1 protein-coding gene (cut by a window edge) is annotated in these 22,946 nt (G+C 73.5%); it reads right to left on the reverse strand.

All coding sequences use genetic code 11. The annotated features are described in order from the left end of the window. On the reverse strand, nt 1–22,946 hold the 3' portion of the coding sequence (locus tag AB0D59_RS14535) for a lonely Cys domain-containing protein (RefSeq protein WP_362564754.1). Its footprint extends 16,339 nt past the window's final position; the window shows 22,946 of its 39,285 coding nt (coding positions 16,340–39,285); the start codon falls outside the window, past its right edge — the gene reads right to left on this strand; the stop codon is at nt 1–3.

A 22,946-nucleotide genomic window follows, 5' to 3' on the forward strand; every position in this document is an offset into this window, starting at 1 on the left:
TCACCTCTCCGTGTCACCGCGACGGGTCGACGGGCAGATGTCGAACGGCTGGTGCAGGGTGCCGATGGTGAGCATGGCGCGGCGGTTCAAGGTGTTGGCGACGACTCGGGCCAGCGCCATGCCCGCCAGGGAACTGGCGCCGTCCTGCATGGTCAGATGCAGATCGACATGACCGACCGCCAGTGCCTGCCGCGCCAGCTCCGCCCTGATGTGCTCGGTCAGCCTGGCCCCCAGTGCGGGCGCGGCCCGTTCACCCGTCGCCGTGTCACCTGCGGCGAGCGACTCGTGCAGATCCCGTAGCTCGGCCGCCGACACCGCGTCCTCCACCCTGAACACCCGCTTGTCGAGCACCGGCTCGATCGGCAGCCGGAGTGCGGGCCCGGCGGGGTGCGCGGGCGCATGCGTTACGTCCGATCCGTCGTCGTAGGGCCGGTAGTGCGGGTTGGGCAGCCACTCGCCGAGGGTGTTCTCCTCGTTGCCCGTGCCGGGGACGATCGTCCAGGCGCCCTTGAGGTAGCGGGACGCGATGCCACCCGCGAAGGCGGCCTCGGCCGCTCCGGCCGCCGGGTAGGAGATCCCGAACGCGCCGAGCGTTCCGGCGACGTCGATCCCGGCGGGTGCGTCGACCTCCCAGACATGACCCGCGCCCAGCCGCTGCGCCGCCGCCGCACGCGAGGCGCCGGCGACCACGAAGCCGTGGCCGGCGGTGTCCCGGTCCCCCATCTGGGCGTAGGCGACGAGGTCCAGGCCGGTGCCGGCGGGCACCAGGCCTTCGGCGAGGACCGCTTCGGGACGACCGTCGTCCGCGACGAAGAAGTGCCGTCCCGGGGAGAGCAGCGGCGGCGGAATGATGTCGGCCGCGTGCGCCGCCACAGCGGCATTCGGCATCGGCCCCTCGACGATGGCCACGGCCGGGACGTCCACCGACGCCCTGACACCGTCCACCGCGCCGGGGGCGGTGTGGATCAACGGCTCACCCGCCGGCCGGGGCTCTGCCGTGCCGCTCTCCTGCGACGGCGCGGCGGGCGCGTCCCGGGCCGGCTCCGGCGCCCGCCCCGCGTCCGTGGCCGAGTGCCCCGCGTCCGTGGCCGAGTGCCCCGCGTCCGTGGCCGAGTGCCCCGCGTCCGTGGCCGAGTGCCCCGCGTCCGTGGCCGAGTGCCCCGCGTCTGTGACCGAGTGCCCCGCGTCTGTGACCGAGTCGGGCGTCGGCGTCGGCTCCTCCCCCTGCCCGTCCGGCCGCGAGGCGGCCGGACCCGGCTCGCCGAACACGTCGGGCAGCAGGGCCTCCAAGCCGTCCGCCACCGCGTACCGGCCGCCTGCGTCCGGCTCCTTCTCCAGCGGGAGCATGCCGTACAGACCGCCGGGCGCGATCACCCGCAGGACACCGCGCGGGCCCTGGAACTGGAACTCCACCTCGAAGCGGTACTGCCGATAGCGGCGGGTGCCGGTCCGGTTGTTCACCTCGGTCTCGTCCAGCCGCCCCGACTCCTCGACGGAGTCGTCGACCTCATGCTCGTACGGCATGAGTGCCAGGAACGCCACGTCCTCGCCGTCGGTGCCGCCGGCCTGGGGCCCGAGGCTCCACACCAGGCCGCCGCCGCGCTTGACCTCCTCCTTGGCCTCCTCGTCGTCCTGCGTGTAGTGGCGCGCCTTGAAGCGGGACCCGTCCTTCGGCCCGATCGCCTCGGCCTTGAGGATGTTCATGCCGACCAGCACGGTGCGGTCACCGACCGGCAGTGGTCCTTCCCCGGGGCCGCGGCTGATCAGTCGGTCGCCGCCCACCGGCACCTGGTAGGCGTGGTCCAGCAGGTCACCGATGTTGGACAGCAGCATGTCGGCGCCGGTGAAGTGCTGGTACCGCATTCCGGTGGGGTGGCTGAAGTCGAGGCCGGGCACCTGCCAGGCGCCGGGCGCCGAGAGGTCCTTCGGCGGCCGGAAGGGGGACCCCGAGGTCGCCGCCCAGCGGGCCACGGCAGCGGCTCCGGGCAGCGCCCATGGGTGCAGTGCCTGGGCGAGGATGTCGTACGGGCTCTGCTCCCTGGCGGCATGGACCTGCGACGCCTGCGGTGCCGGGTACCAGGCGGCTCCGGTGCCGTGGACCGGGGTGAGGTCGGGGGCGGGACCGTCCCAGACCAGGCCGGCGGGGACCAAGGCGCGTACGTAGCCGGTCGTCTTCTCTTCATGGGTCCAGACGAAGGGACGGCGCGAGTGCCACAGCTCGGCCGCCTTCCTGCCCTGCCGGACGGCCCGCCCCGCGCCCAGCACCGCCGCCTTCGCTCCGCGCAGCGGAACGTCGAGGATCTCGGGCGGTTCGGTGCTGACGCCCATCTCCAGGGTGAAGGTCAGCGGGTACTCGAACTCGTGCGAGGCGTCCTCGGGGGCGGCCCGGTAGATGTCGAGATACCGCTCGGCCTTGTCGGTCGTGCGGTGCCCGCCGCCCTGGTAGCCGACGCCGCCTTCCAGGCCGCCGCCACCGTGCTGGTCGCCGCCGACGGCATGGCCCTCGACCCCGCCGCCGTAGCGGGAGCCCCGGGTGACTGCCGCACTCTCCTCGTCCTGCGTCTGTGAGCGCACGGTCAGCTTCACATCCGGCCGGGGCCGGTCGGAGACGGCCTGGCCGGGCTGGGCGGTGACCCTGATCCACAGGTACTGGGTGGCGCCGAAGGCGCGCGGCAGCGGGAGCCAGCGGATCACGCCGGTGCCGCCGGTCAACGGCCGGTACTGGTTGCGCAGCGCCTCGCCGGAGTAGGACGCCACCAGTTCGCGCAGCAGCAGATTCGGCCGCTCGGCGTCCTGGTCGTCTCCGGTGCGCAGGATTCCGCGGGCCCGCAGCCGGTTCTTGATCCGGTCCAGGACGTCGTCGGCGTGCATCCGCTCCGCGTAGCCGGTGCCGGGCAGCAGCGCCGGGTGGACGTGGTGTTCCGCGCCGTCGCTCGGGGCCGCCTGCGGCGCGAGGCCCGCCAGTTCGGCCAGACCGAGGTCGGCGACCAGCCGCTCGGGAACCTGGGTGTCCAGGGCGTCCCGGACCCGCAGATAGCGGGTGCTGCTACTGGTCTTGTCGCCCTTCCAGCGGAGCAGGGTGACCTCGAAGACGGGATCCATCCGGAAACCGTGCGAGGCGCCGCTGTAGACGGCCTGGGCGATGTCCATCTGCGACCGCTGGAGGCCCTTGCGATGCTTGCGCTCCGGGCGGGCGCTGCCATGGATGTGGAAGCCCGCGGTGACGAACGGCTTGTCGCCCTTGCCGTGTTCCGCCCCGGCCTCCGGCGTCGGCTGGGCACCCCTGCTGGCGAAGCCGTGACCGACATGGAACTGCGGGCCCAGCGAGCCCTCGGGACCACCGCGCCAGCCGTGTTCCTTGCTCCGCTTCAGGCCGCTGTCCCCCTGCATGTACTGCGCCAGCTCGGCGCTGTCGACGGGCGACTGGTGCCGCGGCCGGTAACCGCGCACCCGCAGCCGTACGACCTGCTTCCAGCCGTCCTTGCCGTCGGGCAGCGCGACCAGACGGCCGGACGTGCCGGTCTCGGCGGCGAAGTGCGCGGCGAGTTCGGCCGGCGAGGCCAGGTCCTTGATCTCGCCGGGCCAGTTGAACCGGTCGTCGAGCCGGCTCTCGGGCAGGCCGTTGGCCCGTGCGTACATCCCCGCGGTCATCCGTGCCAGTTCGGGCAGGGCGAAGAAGGCGGGGAAGACGCCGGAGGTGCCGCCGTGCGCGAAGTCGACGTGTTCGTCGTCCGGCCAGAAGAGCAACTCCTCGGCCCGTCCGGCCAGTTCGAGGGTCTCCGCGTCAAGGGGCTGTGCGGGCACGAACTCGTGCGGGACCACGATCCTCGCGGCGGTGTCGCTCGGCTGCCTGATCCACCAGGCGTCCGAGTCCTTGGGGGCCGGCCGGTCGATCCACCAGCGGTGCGTACGGCCGCCGGCGACGGGGCGCACCGCCAGTTCGTAGACGACGTCGTAGAGGTGCTCGTCCACCTCGCCCTTGGTGACGGCACGCCGGAACGACTTGACCGTGCCGTCGAACTCATGACCGCCGCCCTGTTCGTAGCGGGCGTCGGCACCGAAGTGGCCGAGTTGGAAGCGCACCCAGTCCTCGACGTCGAACCGGGCTCCGGCCCCCGCGCCCGCCTTCGCCGTCCAGCGTCCGCCGCGGTGGCCTGCCACCTGCGCGGACTCCTGGGCCCGGGAGTCGACCTTCATCGGGTACGTCGTGGGCGTGTCACTGCCCCGTTCACGCAGGTGCGCCTGGGCGAAGAGCTGGTACTCACGCCCGCCGACCCGCACGGTGTGCTCCACGCCGTACATGGCCTGGGTCAGGTCGTTCTCCAGCGCGGGCCTGCCGTACCAGACGGACAGATCGAGGTCGGTCTTCGACCAGTCGGTCTTCCTGCCGCGCGTGGCGGCGGTGTGCAGTTCCACCAGTTTGGCGCGCAGTTGGTCGTGGACGAGTTCCGCGCCGGGCAGCGACACCTGCTTGCCGAAGCCCAGTCCGCGCCGCGCTGCCAGGGCCAGCGGCTCCCGCGGATGCGGCGCGGGCAGCGGGTCGTCGAGGTGGGCGGGACGCCGGTACGCGGACTCGGGCAGCGTGAGCGCGGCCTCCCGCAGCAGTGCCCGCACATACGGCCGGGCCGCCACCGGTCCGTCCTCGGGCCGGGCGGTCTGGCGCAGCGCCGGGGTGTGCACCCGGCCCAGCAACCGCCGTTCGAAGCCCGGGGCGTCCTCGCGCGGCACGGCGACCTCGCTGTCGACGACCTCTCGCACCGGTTGGACGGTGTGCCCCGGCCAGCGGATCTCCACCGTGATCCGCTGGCTCGCCAGATAGCGGCTCACCTGGCCCTTGAGTTCCAGCCGGGTGCGGCTGCCCGTCTGCCCGGTCAGGCTGTGTCCGGTGTCGCGCTCATAGCCGAAGGTGACGCCGAGCCCCGGCGCGGCACCCGTGACCCGGCCGCCCTGGGCGTGCGGGGTGCCCGCGGCCGCTCCGCCGGAGTGGCCGGAGTCCGGGTGGTGCAGACCCACCACGTCGACGCCGAAGCCGGTCGCCGCCTTGCTGACGGCCTGCCTGCCCTGCCCCACGGAGGTGACGGTGCCGGTGTCCTCACGGGTCTTCGCCTTGGTGTCACCGAGGTACTGGACCCGGTCGATCGAGGCGCTGATGACGAAGTGGCCCTCGAACCACTCCGTCAGCCCGGCGGAGTTGCGCCGGAGCGGGACCTGCACCTTCTTGGAGACGACGCCGTTGCTGCCGAGCGTGCGGCTGCGGTTGCGCGCCGACTGCTCGTTCAGTACTTCGAGTACCTCTTTCGTGATCGCCTCGACGGCCGTGGCGGGCAACCCGGCGGCGAGCAGCCGTCGTTGCAGCGAGGCGACGACCGGGATCAGGTCGATCGCGTTCAGCACCTCGCGGGCCGCGGACGACCGCCGGGTACGAGTCCCACCGCCGACGAGGGGCGCCTCGGTGTCCGGGCGCGGGCCGCCCTCGGCGGAGAACTGCTTCGGGAGGTCGAGGGCGAGGCGGTCGGGGGCCACCGCGCCGTGCGGGCGCTCGACGCCGTCGACGAAGACCAGCACCTTCACCCCGCTGTCGAAGCGGGTGTACTTCTTCACCAGCAGCTTGCGGCCCGCGGTGAGGGTCCGCTTCCAGGACTCGGCCCAGGAGTTGGCGGTCTTCGCCTCGAGCCTGGGCAGGCCCGGCAGCACCGCCGACGCGGCCTGGGCACCCAGCGTCAGGACGGAGAGCATCATGGCGTCCAGACCCCGGGTGACCTCGTGCTCCGTCTGTCCACCGGTCGTGGTGGACGCGAACGCGTCCCCGTAGACCCGTACTTCGCCCTTCGGCGGTTGCGTGCCCGGTACGACCCCGGCCGGCACCGGCCGCAGCCAGACCAGCCGGCCGTCCACCACCAGCGTGCGGCCATTGCGCAGCAGCCGCTCCCAGTCGTGCTCGGACGGGTTCAGCAGGAGCTCCCGTACGGCACGTTCGATGCCCCGTCCCAGCTCCGGGCTGTCCCCCTCCGCCCGTACCGCGTCGGCGACCTGCCGGGCGGCGACCTCGCGCCCGCCGTCGTCCTCCCACGGCTTCACGGCGGCCACGGCGGCCTGACCGAGCGCCCGCCGCTCCAGATACCAGGGCGCCTCGAAGGCGGCCGCGTTCTTCGGCTGCTTGTCCTTCCTCGGCTGCCGCACCGGCTCCGGCTGCGCGTCCAGGACGGGTGACGGCGGGGTGACACGGATCGTGGGAACGGGCAGAACGGCCCCGCCCTCCGGCCCGGCCACGGTGCCGGGGCGGTGCTCCTCCGCCTTGGACACCTGATCGCCCACGGCGGGCAACGCACCGGCGCCGACCGGCTCTTGGGCGGTGGACGGCTCGACAGCAGCGGGTGCGAAGACCGTCCATGCCAGGACATCGTCCAACTCGCCGGCCGTCGCGAGGACCGGCGCCTCCAGGTGTGCCGCGACCTGGTCGGCGAACGGCGCCGCCCCGGTCGTCCCCGGTGCCCCGGCGCCGGGCAGCAGCAGCGCGGCCGGCTCCCCGGGCTCCCACTCGGTGTTGTCGCGGATCCACCGTGCCGTCCCCGCGGCATCCCGCGCCTCGCCGTCGATGACGGCGGAGGACGACCCGGGCTCGTACCGTCCGTGCACCGCGCTGAGGTTGGGCGGTGCTTCGCCGGCGGTGAGGTCGAGCGGCTCCCCGGCCGGATCCGGGTCGGTCGCCCTCGACCGGTCCGGCGCCGCGGAAGCCGGCGTCGCGTCCGGTGCCTGCTCGGCCTCCGCATGGGGTGGGACGGGGAGGACGGTGTCGTCCACCGGCATCTCCGACTCGGGACCCTGTGAGTAGACCGTGCCGGTCACCTGGCCCTGCGGGGCGGAGCCGCCGGCCAGTGACGGCAGCACGTCCCTGGGGAGGGTGGACCGCCACAGCCCCTCGGGCGGTGACTGCGGTGCCTGTTCGGGCAGTTCGGGCCGCACCGTGCCGAGCACAGTGGTCCCCTGCCCGCGGACCACGTAAGTGAGGAGGCCGTCGAAGGCCCAGCTCTTGCGGCCGGTGGCTTCGGTCACCGCGGCCCGCAGGTCGGGCGCCGCTGCCAGGCCGGGGACGACGAGTACGACGTCCCTGCCCAGATCCTCTTTGACGAACAGGGGATCGTGCGACACCAGGGCCGCGACCTCGGCGTGGGGCACCGTCCGCCGGATGCCGTCGCCGAAGTACCCGGTGACATGTCCGGGCTGCCACGAGCCGAGGATGTTCAGGACGAGCGGTGGCCTGGCGCCGGGCTGCTTCCAGGGCGCGTCGTACACGCCGGTGTCCTGGAGGTTCCCGCCGCCCGGCAGGTCGGTGTGCCCCCGGACCACATCGGTGTCCAGGTGCAGGCGTGGCCCGCCCGCGTAGTCGCGGCCCATGCTCCGGGAGCCGTCGGCATTGGCGATGAGCGTCTGCGGGCCATAGGCCCCCAGCGTCTCCAGGTGGAAGGCCGCCAGCTGGGTGAGGTCGAGGATGTCGCGCCCGGCAGCGGCGGCCTGGACGGCCAGCGTCCGCAGGGCGTCCAGGTCGTTCTCGGTGGGATGGTGGTCGTCCGGCAGGTGCAGTACCCGCCGGGCAGCGGCATCGAGGTCGACGACCTCGGCCTGCCACTCGGCGCCCTTGACGGTCGCCCAGAACACGTCGGAACGCTGGTCCTCGCCGACCGACGGGGCGGGCTGGGGCAGGCGCAGGACCGTGGCCGTGTACGACACGAACCCGTCCTGGCCGTGGTCGTCACGCAGTTCCTCGGCTGTCGACCTGAGGCGGCCGAGCTTGGGGTGACGGGTGAGCCAGGGCACGCCGTCCGGATCGTTCACCTCTTCGGCGGCCCACTCCAATGCGTTCCGGTAGTCGTCGGTGTCCAGCACACCGTGATAGCCGGCTGTCTCATCGGCGTCCGAACCGGCGTCGGATCCGTCGGACATCGAGTCGTCGTCGAGCCGTTCCCGCTCCGCGCGGGCGACGCGCTCGAACAAGCCCATGTGGAACGGACCGAAGGGAGCCAGCGAGGGGTCGGCCTGCCGCATCCGCTCCAGCGCGCCGATGCCCTGCAGGAGTTCGTCGTAGTCGTCCGCGTGCCCGATGCCATGGCCGAAGATCTGCCGCAGCGCGTACACCAGCCGCCGGGCCGTCTCGCGCACCTCCGCGGGGGCCGGGCCGTCGCCGTCGTGCAGCCGGGCGGCCCGCGCCACCGTGTCCAGCTCGTCCCCGAACGGCTCGGGCTCGTGGATCACCCACGCCTCGGGCTCCGCGCCCCGGCCGTGGATGTCGGTCACCGCGACGTAGGCCATTTCCGTCACGCCGCCTCGGACGAAGTGCGTGATGCCCATGGTCCGTTGATGGCCCCGGACCTTCACCCCGAGCCGGTTGGCGTCCTTCTGGCCCACCGGGCGTACCGCCGGCCGCAGCACATCGGCGACGAACGGGAGGGGGGCTCCCAGGTTTCCCATCCCGAGGAGCCCGCCGGGCGCCGCGGCGTAGCAGATGATGTCGTTGAGCCAGGCGTCCGGGCGGCGCTCCCGCAGGTCCTGCCAGCTCTGCCGGCGAGCGAGCCACGCCGCGTGCTCCTCGCCGGACTTGTACTCGATGCCTCCGTTCTCCAGCGGGATCAGCACGTGGCCCGGCAGTCCGTGCCCCGCGTAGTGGTACGCCGCGTCCAGTGGACCCGGGGCCGGCATGGGCCGCGCGGGCCCGTACTCTCCCGTGGCCGGGTTCTGGGGCATGTAGGTCGTGAGCTGGCCGAGCCTGCCGTAGTGCCACTCCCGCATCCAGGTGAATTCCTCGGACGGGAGCACCGCGCGCCCCATGGACCGCCCCCGGTTGTCCACGACGGGGATTGTGGAAACCCGGCGGTCCTGGTCCGACACGCTCTCCGCGGGGCGGTCCCCCGCGCGCAGACTGCTGAGGATCCAGCCACCGAGGTGGGCGTCCGGGATATGGACGATGGCGATGGTGTGCCGGGTCTCCCCCGAGGAGGCGTCCGGCGCGATCACGACCGGGACTCCGCTGGGGGCGTAGACGTCCCGCCGGTGACGGTGTGCCAGGTGGCGCGGCATGACCACATAGCCGTCGGCCGCACGGTCGACGACCAGAACGATCGGGACGTCCTTCGGTGTGCCGGCCAGAACCTGGTCCAGCGCCAGCAGTTCGACGAAGACCGCGGCGGAAACGGTACGCGCCACATCGTCGCGGCCCCGCACCACGACATGGTCCTGCCCGCCGGGGGCGATCACGACGTACGGCCGACGGCCCCCGACGGCGGACGGCCATGGTGCGGTGCCGACGTGGGGCTTCTGCCTGGAGCCGTCCGCGTTCAGGACCTGGACACCGGTGCGGCCCGGGTCCAGATCCGACACCGTCTCCGGGCCCCAGCTCCACCCGTACGCCCCCGTGCCGTCCGTGGCGTTCAGAGCGAACCGGCTGTCGAAGACGCCCTGGTTCCTGAGGTGGATCGCGGCCAGCGTGTCCAGGCTGACCGCCTGCGCGGCCGCCGGATCCTGGGCCAGCGCGAAGAGTGCTTCGTACCCGGCGCTGTCCACCGCCGTGTCGGACGCGAGGCCCAGCACCCTCCGGGCCACCGCCGCCACGTCGAACGCACCCCGGCCCGGCTCCGGATCCGCCGCACGCAGCGCGTCAAGCCGCCGTACGACCTCGGTCAGTTCCCGGTAATCGGCACGGGAGGACTCCGCGTCCGCGCCGAACGCGACCGCCAACTGTTCGCGGTAGAGGTCCGCGTTCTCCTCGTCCGCTCCGTCGCCGTCCGCTCCGTCGATCGACATGGCGTCCTCGTCGACCGGCATGGCGGTGGAACCGGTCGCGGGCATCGTCGTCGAGTTGCCGGAATGGAGGACCAGACCGGACGCCCCCGACGGCTGCCGGTCCGCGCCCGGTCCTGCACCGGGGTCCAGCAGGGGAAGGACGGACACGGTCTCATGGATGACACCGAGCGCCTGCGCACGGTCCTGGTCGCCGAGCGCACCGGGGTGCGGAGCTTGCACTCGCACGGCGGCCGACACGGCTCGCACCAGCATCCGCAGCCGCTCGTACGACGCCGTGCTGAGCGGCGTTCCGAGCGTGAACTTGCCCAGTGTCTCGGCGACGGCCTGGGCGTCGAACTCGGTCAGCGGCGCCCGGGCGCTGCCGTCGGACGTCGGCAGACGACGGGTGGCCAGCGTCAGGAAGGGCCCGAAGGCACGCACCACGGGGTGGTTCACGATCTGCCGGACGGCCCCCCGCAGATGGGCGTCGGAAAGGGGCTCCGCGAACTGCACGGACCGCTGGTATGCGGCCAGCCCCACGCCCTCCAGTTCCGCAATGGCCCGCTCGATCTCCTCCTCGCTCATGCGCCGGCCGGAGAATCCCAGGTGCCGCAGTTCCAGGAGCACCAGGGCGACCGCGAGCCTCCCCTGATCGGTGTCCAGCTGCGGGTAGCCCGTCATACCCGTGGTCCTGACGTGGATGTACTCCGCGACCAGTGCGTCGAGCGGAAGCCGGCGTTGGGGTGCGTCCTCGTCGAGCCCTTCGAGCCATTCCCTGGCTTCCGTGTACCACGGGTGGTCCTCTGGCGGCAGCCCGCGCAACGCGAGTGTCAGGTGATCCGCGTCCAGGCGCCCCCTGGTGTCCTTCGCCTCTTGGCCGTCAGCTCGCTGGTAGAAGGCCAGCAACGCCCTCATGACGTTGTCGAAGGTGTGCCGGATGGCGTCGAACCGGGCGTCGAGGAACGCGCGTGTCCGCGGCCGGAGACCATCCAGGATGCCCGGCAGCTCCTCCGTACCGGCGAACATCGTCCTGGACGTGGCCACCGGCAGGTTCTTGACCAGTATGTCCTGCGTAAAGGTGCCTTGCAGTGGATTGGCGCCGACATGGTCGAAGACGAGCCAGCCGTATCCCCACACCTCGTCGATGTCCGGAATCACCGACAGGAACGGAACATGACTCATCGTCACATCCGCACCGGTCGTGTCCCGGACGAACTGGGCGGTGAGCTCCCGCCCGAAACGCCGACCCGCGGAAGCGAACGGCTCGATGGGCCGGAAGGCGAGCCTTCGCAACGCCGTGTCCTGGGTCGTCCTCAGGCCAATGGTCGGAACCCCCAGCGTGAACTGGGCATAGGGCGGATAGTCCGCTCCCGCGGCGACGGGGAAGACCGTGAACGCACGGCCCGCGTCGGTGACCTGCCAGCCCTCCAGCACATCCAGCAAGTCCCCGAAGTTCTGCGATGTCCCCGTCGCGTCGGTCGCGCGCAGCGCCCGCCGGCCCGCCCGCAGCGACGCCAGGCCGGTACTCACGCTCTGGTGTTCCTCTTCCGGATGCTGCTTCATCGGAAGGACCAGGAACTCCGCGATGTTGAGGACCCTCACATGGGGCTTCGGCGCATCGGCGGTCGGCCGCCCGGCCCCCGGGTACCAACCGCCGTCGGCTCCCTCATGAAAGGCCTGGGCGCTCAGGACCACGCTGATGCCGGGCCCAGTGGCCAGCACCGTATCCTTCTCGATCCGGGGCAGCCCGGCTGCCGGCATGAGAATGTGCGGGTCCTCGATCTCCAGGCCCAGCGCTCGGTACGCGGGCCTGTCCACCGCCATGTCCACGATGCTGTGCGCGGTGGACGAGGACTGGGTGAACCGTGGCAGCGGCTCGCCCACGACACGGCCCGACGCGTCGATCACCACCATCCGCGCATCGCTCGCGGACAGCCCCGGCGTCGTCGACAGCCACTCATCGTCGGCCGCCTGGAGCTCCACCCAGACCGGCTCCGCCTCCTCCTCACCGGCCGCCGGGCGCGGCTGGTAGGCCGCCCAGGCGTGCCCCGGCTGATCACCCGGACGCCGGGCCAGGATCAGGGCGGTCGAGCCCGGTCCCTGGTTCCGGACCGCCGTCAGTGCCTCGTCCCATGCGCCCAGCGGCTGCCAGCCGGGGCCCAGCGCCAGCGTCGCCTCGGTCTCGGCCTGGGCCGGGCGCGGCCCGAGCACCGAGTCGTCCACGGTCCCGGCCGGGCGCACGCCGCCGGGGTACAGCGCGTCACGGAAGGAGATCAGCAGCGGCGCGCACTCCAGAGCCGCCCCGCCCTCCTCCTGCGCCGCCGCGCGTACCCGGCGCGCGACCTCCGAGAGCTCCACGACATCAAGGGCCTCAGCAGCGCCAGGTCCGGCGTGCGCGGGGTCCTCTGACGCGCCGGCCTCGGGCGGCCTGTGCCCGGTCGGCCGGTAGACGCCGAGGCGTTCGACGACGGGGAGCAGGGCGTCATCTCCCGGATGGCTCAGCTTCGTCCAGCGCTCGGCGGTGGGATCACCGTAGACCGCCTGCGCGCCGAACAGTCCGCTGTCCCACAGGTGACGCATCACCTGGGCGACGAAGTGGGGGCTGACCGAGCCGGTCCCGCCGAACGCCAGCCAGCGCAGCGGGGTGGCCGGGTTCCTGGGGTCCCAGGCCCCGTCCGCGTAGAGCAGGACGAGTTCCTTGGCGACCTCTTCCGGAAGCAGCGGCCACCCGTCCTGGTCGGCCGCAGCCCCATCGGCGCCGGGCCGCAGCGCCAGGGTGAGCGAGCCGTCGTCCGCGAGCGCGCCGTCACCGGTGAGCGCCGCGCGGGCCGACTCCTGTGCCTGCGGTTCGGTGTCGCCGAGCCAGCGGACCTTTTCACCGGCGCCGGCCAGCATCGTCAGGACCGGCGGTGCCGTGCTCGGCGTCCGTGTCCCGGGCGGCTGTTCCTCCTCGTTCGCCATGCCGATCCAGGAGTCGCTCCTGGGCGTCCCGGTGGCGCGGCGCGGATTGCCGAACAGTGTGCCGTAGTCCGACTGGGAGATCTCGTCCGGGTAGACGAGGACGGGCCGCTTCAGACCGGGCACGAAGCGGACCACGGGCTGGCCGCCGTGCTGCCGCGCATGTCCCTTGACGACCGCGGCGAAGATCATTTCTTCGAAGGCGTCGGCCGGCACCCAGTGCATGTGGTCCGGGTGCTGTACGGCCATCCTGTTGCCCATCATCACGGTGACCGCGATCCGGTGGCGCCGCGGATCCGGGCGGCTGCCGTCGGGCTCCTGGACGTCGTACAGGTCGTGGTCGCCGGTGATGTTCCGCCAGGTACCGTCCTCGTCCCGTTGCTGGACTCGTTCGCCCAGCACCTGGAACCGGCCCGAGTCGGTCAGCTCCCGCATGCCCGTGGCCAGTTGGGCGAACTCCTCCGCGCGCTGGGCATGGCGCTGCCCGATCGCGGACCAGTAGGCGTCGTCCTGGTACTCGGGCGCGGAGTCGCGGTCCGGCAGTACCGGGGAGAAGAAGCCGACCAGACCGATGTGTTCACGCCGCGCGCCCAGCGGGACGTCCCGTTCGTCGATCGTCTTGGCCTTGATCTCCGTCGGCTTCGGCAGCGCGCCCTCGCGCAGATGGCGCACCGAGGCCGGGTTGGTGCCGCGGACGTCGATGATCAGCCCGCGCTTGTCGGCGACCTCCTGGAACTTCTCCTGGTTCTCCTCCGCTATCCCGTAGATCCGCTCCACCGTCAGCGGGGACACGTTCGGGACGCGCACGGCCCCCAGCGTCCGGCTGACGACCTCCGCGGGTACCTCGCTCTCCAGTCCCCGCCCCGAGGAGACCCGGCGCACCCGCGACGGCCGGGCCGTCGCGCGCGCCGCGGACCGACGGCGACCGGCGGCGGGGTCGGCCGGGTCGGCCAGGGCCGGCACCACGGCCGTACCGTCCGGCTGGAACAGCACGGGGGTGATGTCCAGGGCCTCCGCCATGGGCACCGCTTCCAGGCCCCAGAAGACGCTGCCGAGTTCCACGGCGGTGACGGAGCTGAGGATCTCGTGGACCTCCGCGATCCGCTGCTCCGCGACGGGCAGGTCCGCCGCGGTCTCCGAGCCGACCAGGACCAGGATCTCGATCGGGCCGTGCCCGGCCGTGTGCCGCTCGCCGTGGTGGGCGCGGGCGTCCTGGGCCAGCTTGGTCGCGTAGTCGAAGAGCACCCTCCTGGCATCGGCGTCGAGTGCCGTCTCGCCCTCGCCGAACGCCAGGACCAGCGGGTCGAGCCGGTACCGCTCCTCCAGCGCGGGGTCGGTCACCACGACTTCCACCGTGTCCGGCAGCGGCACCAGGAACGTCGAGGCGGCGGCCGGGACGGGCTGTTCGGGGGCGGCGGCACCGAGCTCGGTCCCGTCCATGGCGTCCAGGGACTGCAGGGCCGCACCGAACTCCAGGTTGGCCTGGAAGAGGGCGCCCTGGTCGCCGGTCGTCAGAACCTGGGTGAACGTCTGTCGCCAGGACCGGGCCTCCGCCGGGTCCATGCCGGACGCGAGCGCGCGCTGTTCCAGGCTCGCCGCGCGTTTCTCGGCGGTCTCATCCGTCCAGGTGGCCGTGGCGACGGCTGTCGTGCCGGTGAGCGAGGCGAGCCCGGTTCCGGTGCCGATCGCGGCGTGCGTGCGGGCCGCCGTCAGCAGGTCGTCGAGCCGGTCGGCGAACGCCCGGTCCGACGAGCCGCGTCCGGCGCGGTGGTTGTCGACGAGAGCTGTCAGCTCGCTCCAGGTGAGCGGCCCGGTGACGCCGTCGGCGGCGCGCATCTCGTCGAGCGCGGCGAGCCCGCGCAGCCGCTCCATATAGGTGTTCTCGTCATCGCCGACAGCGGCCCCGTACACCTCGCGCAGGGCCCGCACCCAGCGGAGCACCCGTGTCGCGAGTTCGTCGTCCCCGGCCGTACCCGTGGCGCCGAGGCGACGGCCCAGCGCGGCCAGTTCCGCCGCACCGGGCTCCGGGCGGAAGTGCGTCCAGGAGGTGCTCGGGTCGTGGACGTCCTCGGCGTACAGCAGGAAGCGCGGCGGGCGGCCGCCGCCGGTGCCGAAGCGGGTCCGCTCGTCGGCGGACCACAGCGTGCGGCCCATCGCGTTCGCCATGGTCTGTCCGGCACGCGGCACGGCCAGCCGGTCGCCGAGCGGCTCGGCCGCGATGTAGCAGGCGTTCACGACCACCGGCCGCTGGGCCGGCAACGCCCGCACGCTGCCGCGGCGGCCGAAGTACGCCCCGGTCTCCCGCGCGTCCACGCGGACGGTCGTGCCGTCCATGAGCTGGAACTTGGCGTGGCCCTCCAGGCCGTCGGCCGGCCGTATCCCGTGGAAGCCGATGTGGTGGGCGTCCGCCGGCCACGGCAGCTCGTGGAGGCCGCTCTCCTCCCAGTCGTCCTCGCCGGGGCCGGTCCGGCGGGCGTAGACGAATCCCCGGGCCTCGGACAGTGCCCGGCCGGTCTCCTCGGCCGCGCCGCCCGTCTGCTCCGGCGGTACGGTCGTCCGGCCCGTGGAGCGCTGTCCGTCGAGGCTCACCTCGGTGACGGAGTACACCATGCCGTCCGGGATCACCCTGCCGTCCAGGGTGCGGATCACGCCTTCCGGGCCGGTACGGCCGAGACCGGGCGGGTTGGGAATCCAGTTCCCGAGCCGCTCCCCCGCGTCCTCGGGACGGACCAGGGCGAGTCCCAGGGCGCCGTCACCGGTCCGGGCCAGCTTGACCTGGCCGTCCGCAGCCCAGACGGCCGCGCCGACGGCGTCCGCGACGGCCCGCGGTCCCTCGGGCACGCCCTCGCCCGCGAACGGCACACCCAGCACCACCGGCCGGGCCGACCTGGCCGACTCCGCCGTCAGGTCCTGGCGGACCAGCTCGGCCACGTCCGGCCAGGGCACCTCCAGGGTGCCGCCGTCCCGGGCGGGCAGGTCCAGATACGAGGAGTCGCCCGCGGCCAGCAGGACGTACGGGTTCGTGCCACGCCACCCGGCGTCCTGCTCCGAGCCGGCCACCGCCGAACCGTCCGCGTCCACCACCCGGACCGTGTCCAGGTCCAGGGCGGGCCGGCCGGCCCTGCCGGTCCAGTTGCGGCCCTGCACCGAGCCGTCCGGCGTGCGCAGCAGCGTCTCGGGCCGCAGCGCGTCCTGGTGACGCACCAGGTAGAAGACACCGAGCGCTGTCAGGCTCCCCGTCTGTCCCTCGTCGGCCGCCTCGGCTGCCAGCGAGAGCAGCGACCGCCGTTGCTCCGGCGTCACTTCGGCGTCCGTACCCAGATACAGCACGCGCCGCGCCACCGCGTCCACGGCCGCGGGCACCGGCCGGTCACCCAGCCGCTCCACGACACCGACGGCCCCGAGCAGCGCGTCGTGGTCCGGCCGTTCGGCCGCGTCGGGGCCGAACACCTGCCGTACGAAGGCCGCCGCTTCCTCCGCCGACGACGGCGAGAAGGCCGGCGCCGACGGGGACTGCGGCTGCTCGGTGGCCGGGCGCGGTCCGGCCGTCGTCTCGTCTCCCGTGGCGGGTACGAAGGCGTCCGGGCCCGCGACGCTGCCGGAGCGCCAGGACTGCGTCCTGGACGCGTCCTGGGACGTGCCCTCGCCGGGGCCCTCGACAGTGGGGACCCTGCGCGGCCGGCGTTCGGGCCGCTGCAGGGCGCTGAGCCGGGTGGGCGGCAGCAGGGAGGTGCGGAAGGAACGCGGGTCGGTGGACTCGACGACCACCTCCCATTCCCTGGGCTGCTCGTTCGCGGCCTGGGTCCGGCTCCGGGTGACGACCTGGATCAGGAACGCCTGCGCGGTCAGCGGGTTCGGGGTGTCGGGGAGCTGCTGCTCCGTCAGCGCCCGGGCCAGCTCCCGCTCCAGCTCCGCCCGGATCTCGGCGGCCCGCTGCCCGGCCCGCTGCCCGGCCTGCTTGGCGGTGGCGGACCTGGCCCGGTTGGCCAGGGGGTTCCTCGAGGACCGCTGTGCCGGCGGCTCCATGACGTTCAGGGTCAGCGTCACCGCCGGCATGGGGATGTTCTCCCGCGCGTTCCACACCCCGACCTTGGCCAGAGTCCTCGCCAGGTTCCGGATGTTCGTGGCCACCGTCTGCTGCGGCGCCGTCGAGGTGATGGTGTACGGATTCGGCAGCTTGTGACCGTGCGTGACCACATAGGTCAGCGGGTTGGCGACCCCGGAGACCTCCGCGGACAGCAGCCCGCTGTGGACGTCGTGCGCGCTCTCCCCGGGGCGCCTGCCGTACATCGTGAAGTACCAGCCGTCCTGGCTGGCGATACCGCCCTCCAGCGCGCTCAGCTTCGTCCTCAGCGCCAGGACGGCGTCGTGCGCGGCGTTCCTGGCCTCCCCGAACTCGGCACTCGTCGGCTCGGCGCCGAACTCCTGCAGCTGCGCGAACTCCAGCTCCAACCGGTTCACGTCCCGTACCAGCCGGATCACATCCAGCAGATCGGCGAGCCGCCGCTCCTGCTCCGGCGCCTCCGGCTCGGCCGACCGACCCCGCAGATGCGACTCGAGGGCGTCGAGCTGTTCCGTCGTCAGCGCCAGGTTGCGGCCGCGGGCCGCGTCCCGCAGCCGGGTCAGCGCGGGCCTGCGGGTGTGGTTCGTCAGCGCCACCTGGTTGCGGCCGTCCTCGCTGACCAGCAGCACCGTGGCGACCACGTTGCCCATCCGGTCCGCGGTCTCCGCCTCGTCCGGCTTGGCGAAGTTGGTCTGCCTGCCGGGCTCGCTCCGCTGGCCCGGAGCGGTCTCGGACTGGATCGTCTGGACGACGTACGCCTCAAGGATCCGCTCGGCCCAGGCGTGCTCGTTCAGTCCGGCCTGGGCCGCCGCCTGCGACAGCGTGTCGGGCAGCCAGCGCTTCCGTTCGTCCAGCACCTGGGCCGACCCGTAGTCCTGGCCCGGAGTGGGCAACGTCTCGCCCCGGGCCTGGTCCAGCCGGGACCCTTCGGCCATCTGGTCCACCGCCCACTGCGGTCCGACCTGGTCCAGGTTCAGCGGATAGTGGGCCACTTCGGCCAGCGCCTGTGCCAGCTGCGCCGAACCCTGGTACCCGACGTTGTTCGCGCTGATCTCCGCCGTAAAGGCCCTGCCGCTGTCCGGATCCCGGAACACCGCGTGCGACGCCCGGCTTTCTCCTCCCGCGATCAGCTGGGCCAGCAGATGCGCCCCGTCCTCCTTCGCCCGTCCGTTGCCGGTGAGGAACGCGGCCGTCACCTGGTGCAGCACGACGGTTCCGCCGTCCGCCCGGTCGAGCACCACAGACAGCTCCGGGTCGGCCTTCAGCCTGACCTTGGCGCCGCCGGCCGTCAGCTCCGCGTTCGCCCGGTCCACCACCCGCTGGGTCGCGAAGAACACCTGGGGCCGGGGCTCCGTGCCGAAGGCGATCGTGCGGTCCGCCGAGACCCACAACGGCGGCCTGTCCACCGCGGGTACCGACTTGAGCTCCAGGCCGACGGTCTCGATGCCCGGAAGGCCTGCGGAACCCTCCTCGTAGCGAACCGAGCCCGGCTCCCCGACATAGCTGAACAGCGGATCCGTCGCGGCCCGGGCGCCGGTCACCTCGTAGTCGTGGACCAACTCGGGCCGCGGGCGGCGCGCCGCGAAGGGGTCCTCCTCCTGGGCGGACTCCTCCTGTCCTTCCTCCTCCGGGTGTTCCGAGTAGACCGACGACGCCTCCGAGTCGTCGTCCGGCTCCTGTGCCGGCTCCGGCTGCTCCGAGTACACCGAGGAGGCTGCCGCGTCATCGTCGTCGAAGATCGACGTCTCGTCCCACCAGCCGGTGGCCCTCTCGTCCGACATCGGGTCCGCCGGGGCTTCGTCCATCCCCCGCGCCCGGTGGGCCGCCCTACCGGCGGCGTTCAGGAGGGAGGCCGCCAAGGTGCCTTCCTCGTCGGAATACCACGCGGTCTCCGCTTCCTCTGCCTCCTCGTCGCGGGAAGGGAGCAGCGGGGCACCGCCGCGCGGGCCATGGATGGGCCGCGGCTTCGACGCGTTGTCCGCGAGGATCTGCCCGACGTCGACGCCGAGTTCACGCAGGCGATCTTCGGCCGCCTGGAACCGGGCCGCGGCGGCGCCCTCGCGTTGGCGGGCCGCCACCCGTGGGTCGGGGGCACTGGCCGAACCGGTACCGGAACGCCAGGCCGCTTCCGCCGCCCTGAGCAGGGCATCCGCCTGGCGCCAGTCCGCGGAAGCCTCCGAACGCTCTTCCATCGCCTCCTGCACGTCCTGCGCCTGCTGCTCGGGGTCAGCCGGCACGGCCGCGGGCCGGGAGGGAACGGGACGCTGCGCTCCGGCGCCGGGGGCATCGGACCGCTGCGCGGCAGCCGGGCGCGGCACTCCGGCACCAGCAGCGGCGTCACCGGGCGCGGCACCACCAGGCCGCTGCGCCCCGGCAGCAGGGGCTCCTGCGGCAGCCCCCTGCGCGGCGACCGGAGGGCGGCCCGGCTGGAGGCCCGCAGGTCCCGCGGCCGGGGGCTGGGCGAGCGGCCGGCCCGGCTGGGGCGGCCGGAGGCCGCCCGCCCGGTGGTTGAGGGGCGGGGCGGGGTTGAAGGGGGCGACCGGTACGGCGGCGAGGTACTCGTCGCCGCGTTCGTACACCGTCACCGTGTTCGCGCCACGGGTGGTCGCGGTGCCGAAGGTGTCGACGGTGCCGTCCTCGTGGACGAGCGTCAGATGGATCCCGTTGGCGCGCGCGGTCAGCTCGGCGGCCAGCAGCGCGCTCGCCCGGTCCCAGCGCCGCGCCTCGCTCAACTGGGTCCGGATCAGGGCCTCTTCCTGTGCGCGGGTGAGCGTCAGGGAGGCGGGGAGCCGACCGCCGCGCTGCCGGAACTCACGGTCCTGCGCCGGGGTGAGCGCCACCCCGGCGGCCGTCAGCTCGGGCAGACGGAACGTCGCCCGGGGGGCGAGCCGGGCGGCGGCGGGCAGCGGCAGGCCCGGTCCCGGGGTGGTCACGGTGACCGTGCCGGGGGCCTCCTCCCGGGCGGCCGCCAGCGCGGTCGCCACGGCCGTGTAGAAGCGGTTGCCGTCGCCGGAGGGCTCCAGCAGGTCCAGGACATGGCCGTCGGGGTCGGTCAGCCGTGCCGGGTGGGTTCCCGCGTCGAACCGGGGACCGGCCGCGTGGACCGTGCCGGCCAGGCCCTCCCAGGTCCAGGGGCGGGCGGTGTGCGCGGGCAGGGCGCCCGTGGGGACGGGGGCCGGGGGTGCCGGAGGTGCGGCCGGCTTCCCGGCCGTGCCCTGCGTCGGCCTCCGGTCCACGGCACGGAAGTGCCGGTCCGCGAGGTGGAGCTCCACCCGTTCTGCGGCCGGGGCGGCCGGGGCGTCGGGGTCGGGGCCGTAGTCCTGGAAGGTGCCGTCCGCTCCGACGACCCGGACCACGACGCCGAACCGCTGCGCGGCGAGCGGCGCGAGCAGGTCGGCGGCGCTGTGGTCCCAGCCGGTCTCGCCGTCCGCGTCGGCCGGGCGGCGCAGCTGTGCCACGGCGACGGCGCGGCGCTGGGCGGCGGTCAGCGGCCGATGGCGCTGGTCGCGGGTGGGCCGCGGTCCGGCCGAGTGCGGGAGCACACCCAGGGCGTCGAACTCCCGCCGCTGCGGGGTGTCGTCGCCGAGGTCGATCCCGGCGGTGTTCAGCTCGGCGGCGGTGAAGGTGTCCTTCGTGTCCGGGGTGACATAGGCGAGCAGTGGTGAGTCGTCCGGCAGGGCGGCCACCTGGCCGGCGAACTCGCGGCGAAGGGTGTCCGCGTCACCGGGCAGGTCCAGGCCGGCGGAGAGCGCGTGGAAGAAGGACCTGCCGTCGTTGGGCACATCCACGAGCCGGTGGATCGTGCCGGTTCCGGGCGCGATCAGCGCGGCCGAGCCGTCGGCCGCGATGGCGTCGGCGTAGCGGGGACGCGGCGCCGCCTGGGGTCGTACGGCCGTGGGGGCGGCGGGTGTCAGTACCGGCTCGGGCACTCCGGCCCGGGTGCGGACCGCGGACTGCGGATCGTCGTCTTCCAGCCGGTGCCAGCGGGTCAGCCGGTCGGTCTCGGCCCGGGTCCGGTGCAGGACGCCGGCCGCGGCCTCGGCGGCGGTCTGCTGGGAGGGCACCTCCCGGACGCGGGCGTCGAGGGCGGCCTGCGCCGCGTCCCGGGCGGCGACCGCGATGCGTACGTTCTCGTCGGCGACGAGCACCGACTGATCCGCAGCGGCCCGCCGCTCGTCGGCCGTGTCCCTGGCCGCCCCCACGGTCCGGTCCCATGCGTTCTGGCGGACCTCCCGTTCGCTCTGCCGGGCCCGCTGTTCGGTCTGGTGGAGTTCGGCGAGCCACTCCTCCGCCCCGTGCTGGTCCTCGCGGGCGCTGGTGAGCTGTCGGTCGAGGGCGTCGAGCTGCTCGCGCTCGACCTCCGCCCAGCCCTCGTGCTCGGCCTGCGACGAGCTCTGAGCCTCCCGCTCGGCTGCCAGCGCGTCGCGGGCGGCCGCCACCTCCGCCTGGGCGGTGGCCAGGGCGGTCCGGGCCTGCCGAAGCGCGTCCAGGTAGGCGGCGGGCGGCGGATCGACCGGGCGGTCGCGGTGGGCGTCGGCGGCCGTGATCGCGGCGTCCAGGTCGGCCTGTGCGGCGGCGTACTCCCGCTGCGCGGCGGCCCGCGCCTCGTCGGCGGCGCGGCGGGCGACGGCCGCCGCCGGGGCGGCCGCGTCGAGCGCTTCCTGGAGGTCGGCGAGACCGCGGCGCAGGCTCCAGTACTTCTGGTCGGCGTCGGCCCACGCCTTGCCGGCGTCCCGTACCCGGTCCCAGGCCTCGGCGACCTGCGAGGGGAAGTTGGCGTCGGTGATCAGTCCGAGGTCACGGGCGATGTCCTCGCGGACCCAGGCGACGACGTAGGTGGCGGACTCGACCGCCTGCCGGCCGGGCTTGACCGCGCCGAAGGTGCCGCTCATGTGGTCACGGGTCCACACGCCGATCGAGCTGTCCTTGAAGTGCCGGGCCACTTCGGCGACGCTCAGCCAGACGACCGGGATCGCGAACGCCATCGCGCGGCCCGTCTTCGGCTTGACCAGGTCCTGCCTCACCAGGTCGTCGGCGGTGACCTCGCCGTCGGTCTCACTGGTGTCGAAGCCCGTGCCGCTCGCCCCGGGGCCGGCCACACCGACGGCGTCGGACCTGATCGCCGGGAAGAAGCCGACCGCCGAGTCCTGGGTGCCACCCTGGGAGGGGGTCACGTTCCTGTTCTCGGCGTACCGGTCGGGCGCCTCCATGCGGATGCCGTCGGCGACCGTCAGCAGCTCCGCATGGGCGAAGGCGGGCCGCGAGTAGATGGTCAGCGACCCGTCGGACCGGTCCGCGAACAGGTCCTCGGTCAGCCCCGCCACCGGATAGCCCTCCGCGCTCGCGCTCTGGTGGTAGAACGCGGACAGCGCACTGGTGCCGGTGCCGTCCTCCAGTGCCTGCGCGGAGCCGGTGCCCGGTGCCGTCAGACCGCTGGACGTCGCCTTGCCCAGAGCCAGGTCCAGCGCGTCGTCGGTCAGGGCGCCCGCGGCGTCGGCGAGCGCGTTGTCGTACGCCTTCGCCAGCGCGATGGTGTTGGCCGTCTGCACCCGGTGCGCCTCGATCACCGTGCGGACCTGGAATCCGTCGGCCGGCATGGTGAACGGCCTTCGCGTGCCGTCGGGGTGCGGGGTGGCGCGCCAGGCCTCGATCTGTGCGGGTGTGGTGGGGATCCGGGCTCCCGTCAGCACGTTCACGCGCGACTGACCGAGGGCCAGGTCCGGCGGGCGCAGCGGGTCGTCGTCGGCGTCCGGATCGTCGTCCGCTCCGGTGTCCGGCAGCATCAGGCTGGCCGGCACCAGTTCCCGCAGTGTGCCGATGTCGCCCTCGGTGAAGACCCCCTGGGCCTTCTTCGCCTTCCGCTTGCTCCTGAGGGTGTCCTCCCCCGTGTCGCCCTCGATCTCCAGGTCGAGCTGGAGCCGGTACCCGGTGGTGAACTCGGCGTGCGGCTCACTGGTGTACACCGACCACAGCTTCGTATGGGTGGCCGACCGGGTGGCGGATGTCGTCTGCCGGTTGGCGCCCGTCTCGAGGTACGTCGGACCGGCCGCCGTCAGCACCGGGTCGCTGGTGTGCACACCCTCGGTGACCTGCCCACCGATGTCGCGGCCCTTCGCCACGCTGAAGCCCTCGGTGACGGTCTCGACCGCCC

This window comes from Streptomyces sp. NPDC048417 (genome assembly GCF_040651615.1).
GTDB lineage: Bacteria > Actinomycetota > Actinomycetes > Streptomycetales > Streptomycetaceae > Streptomyces.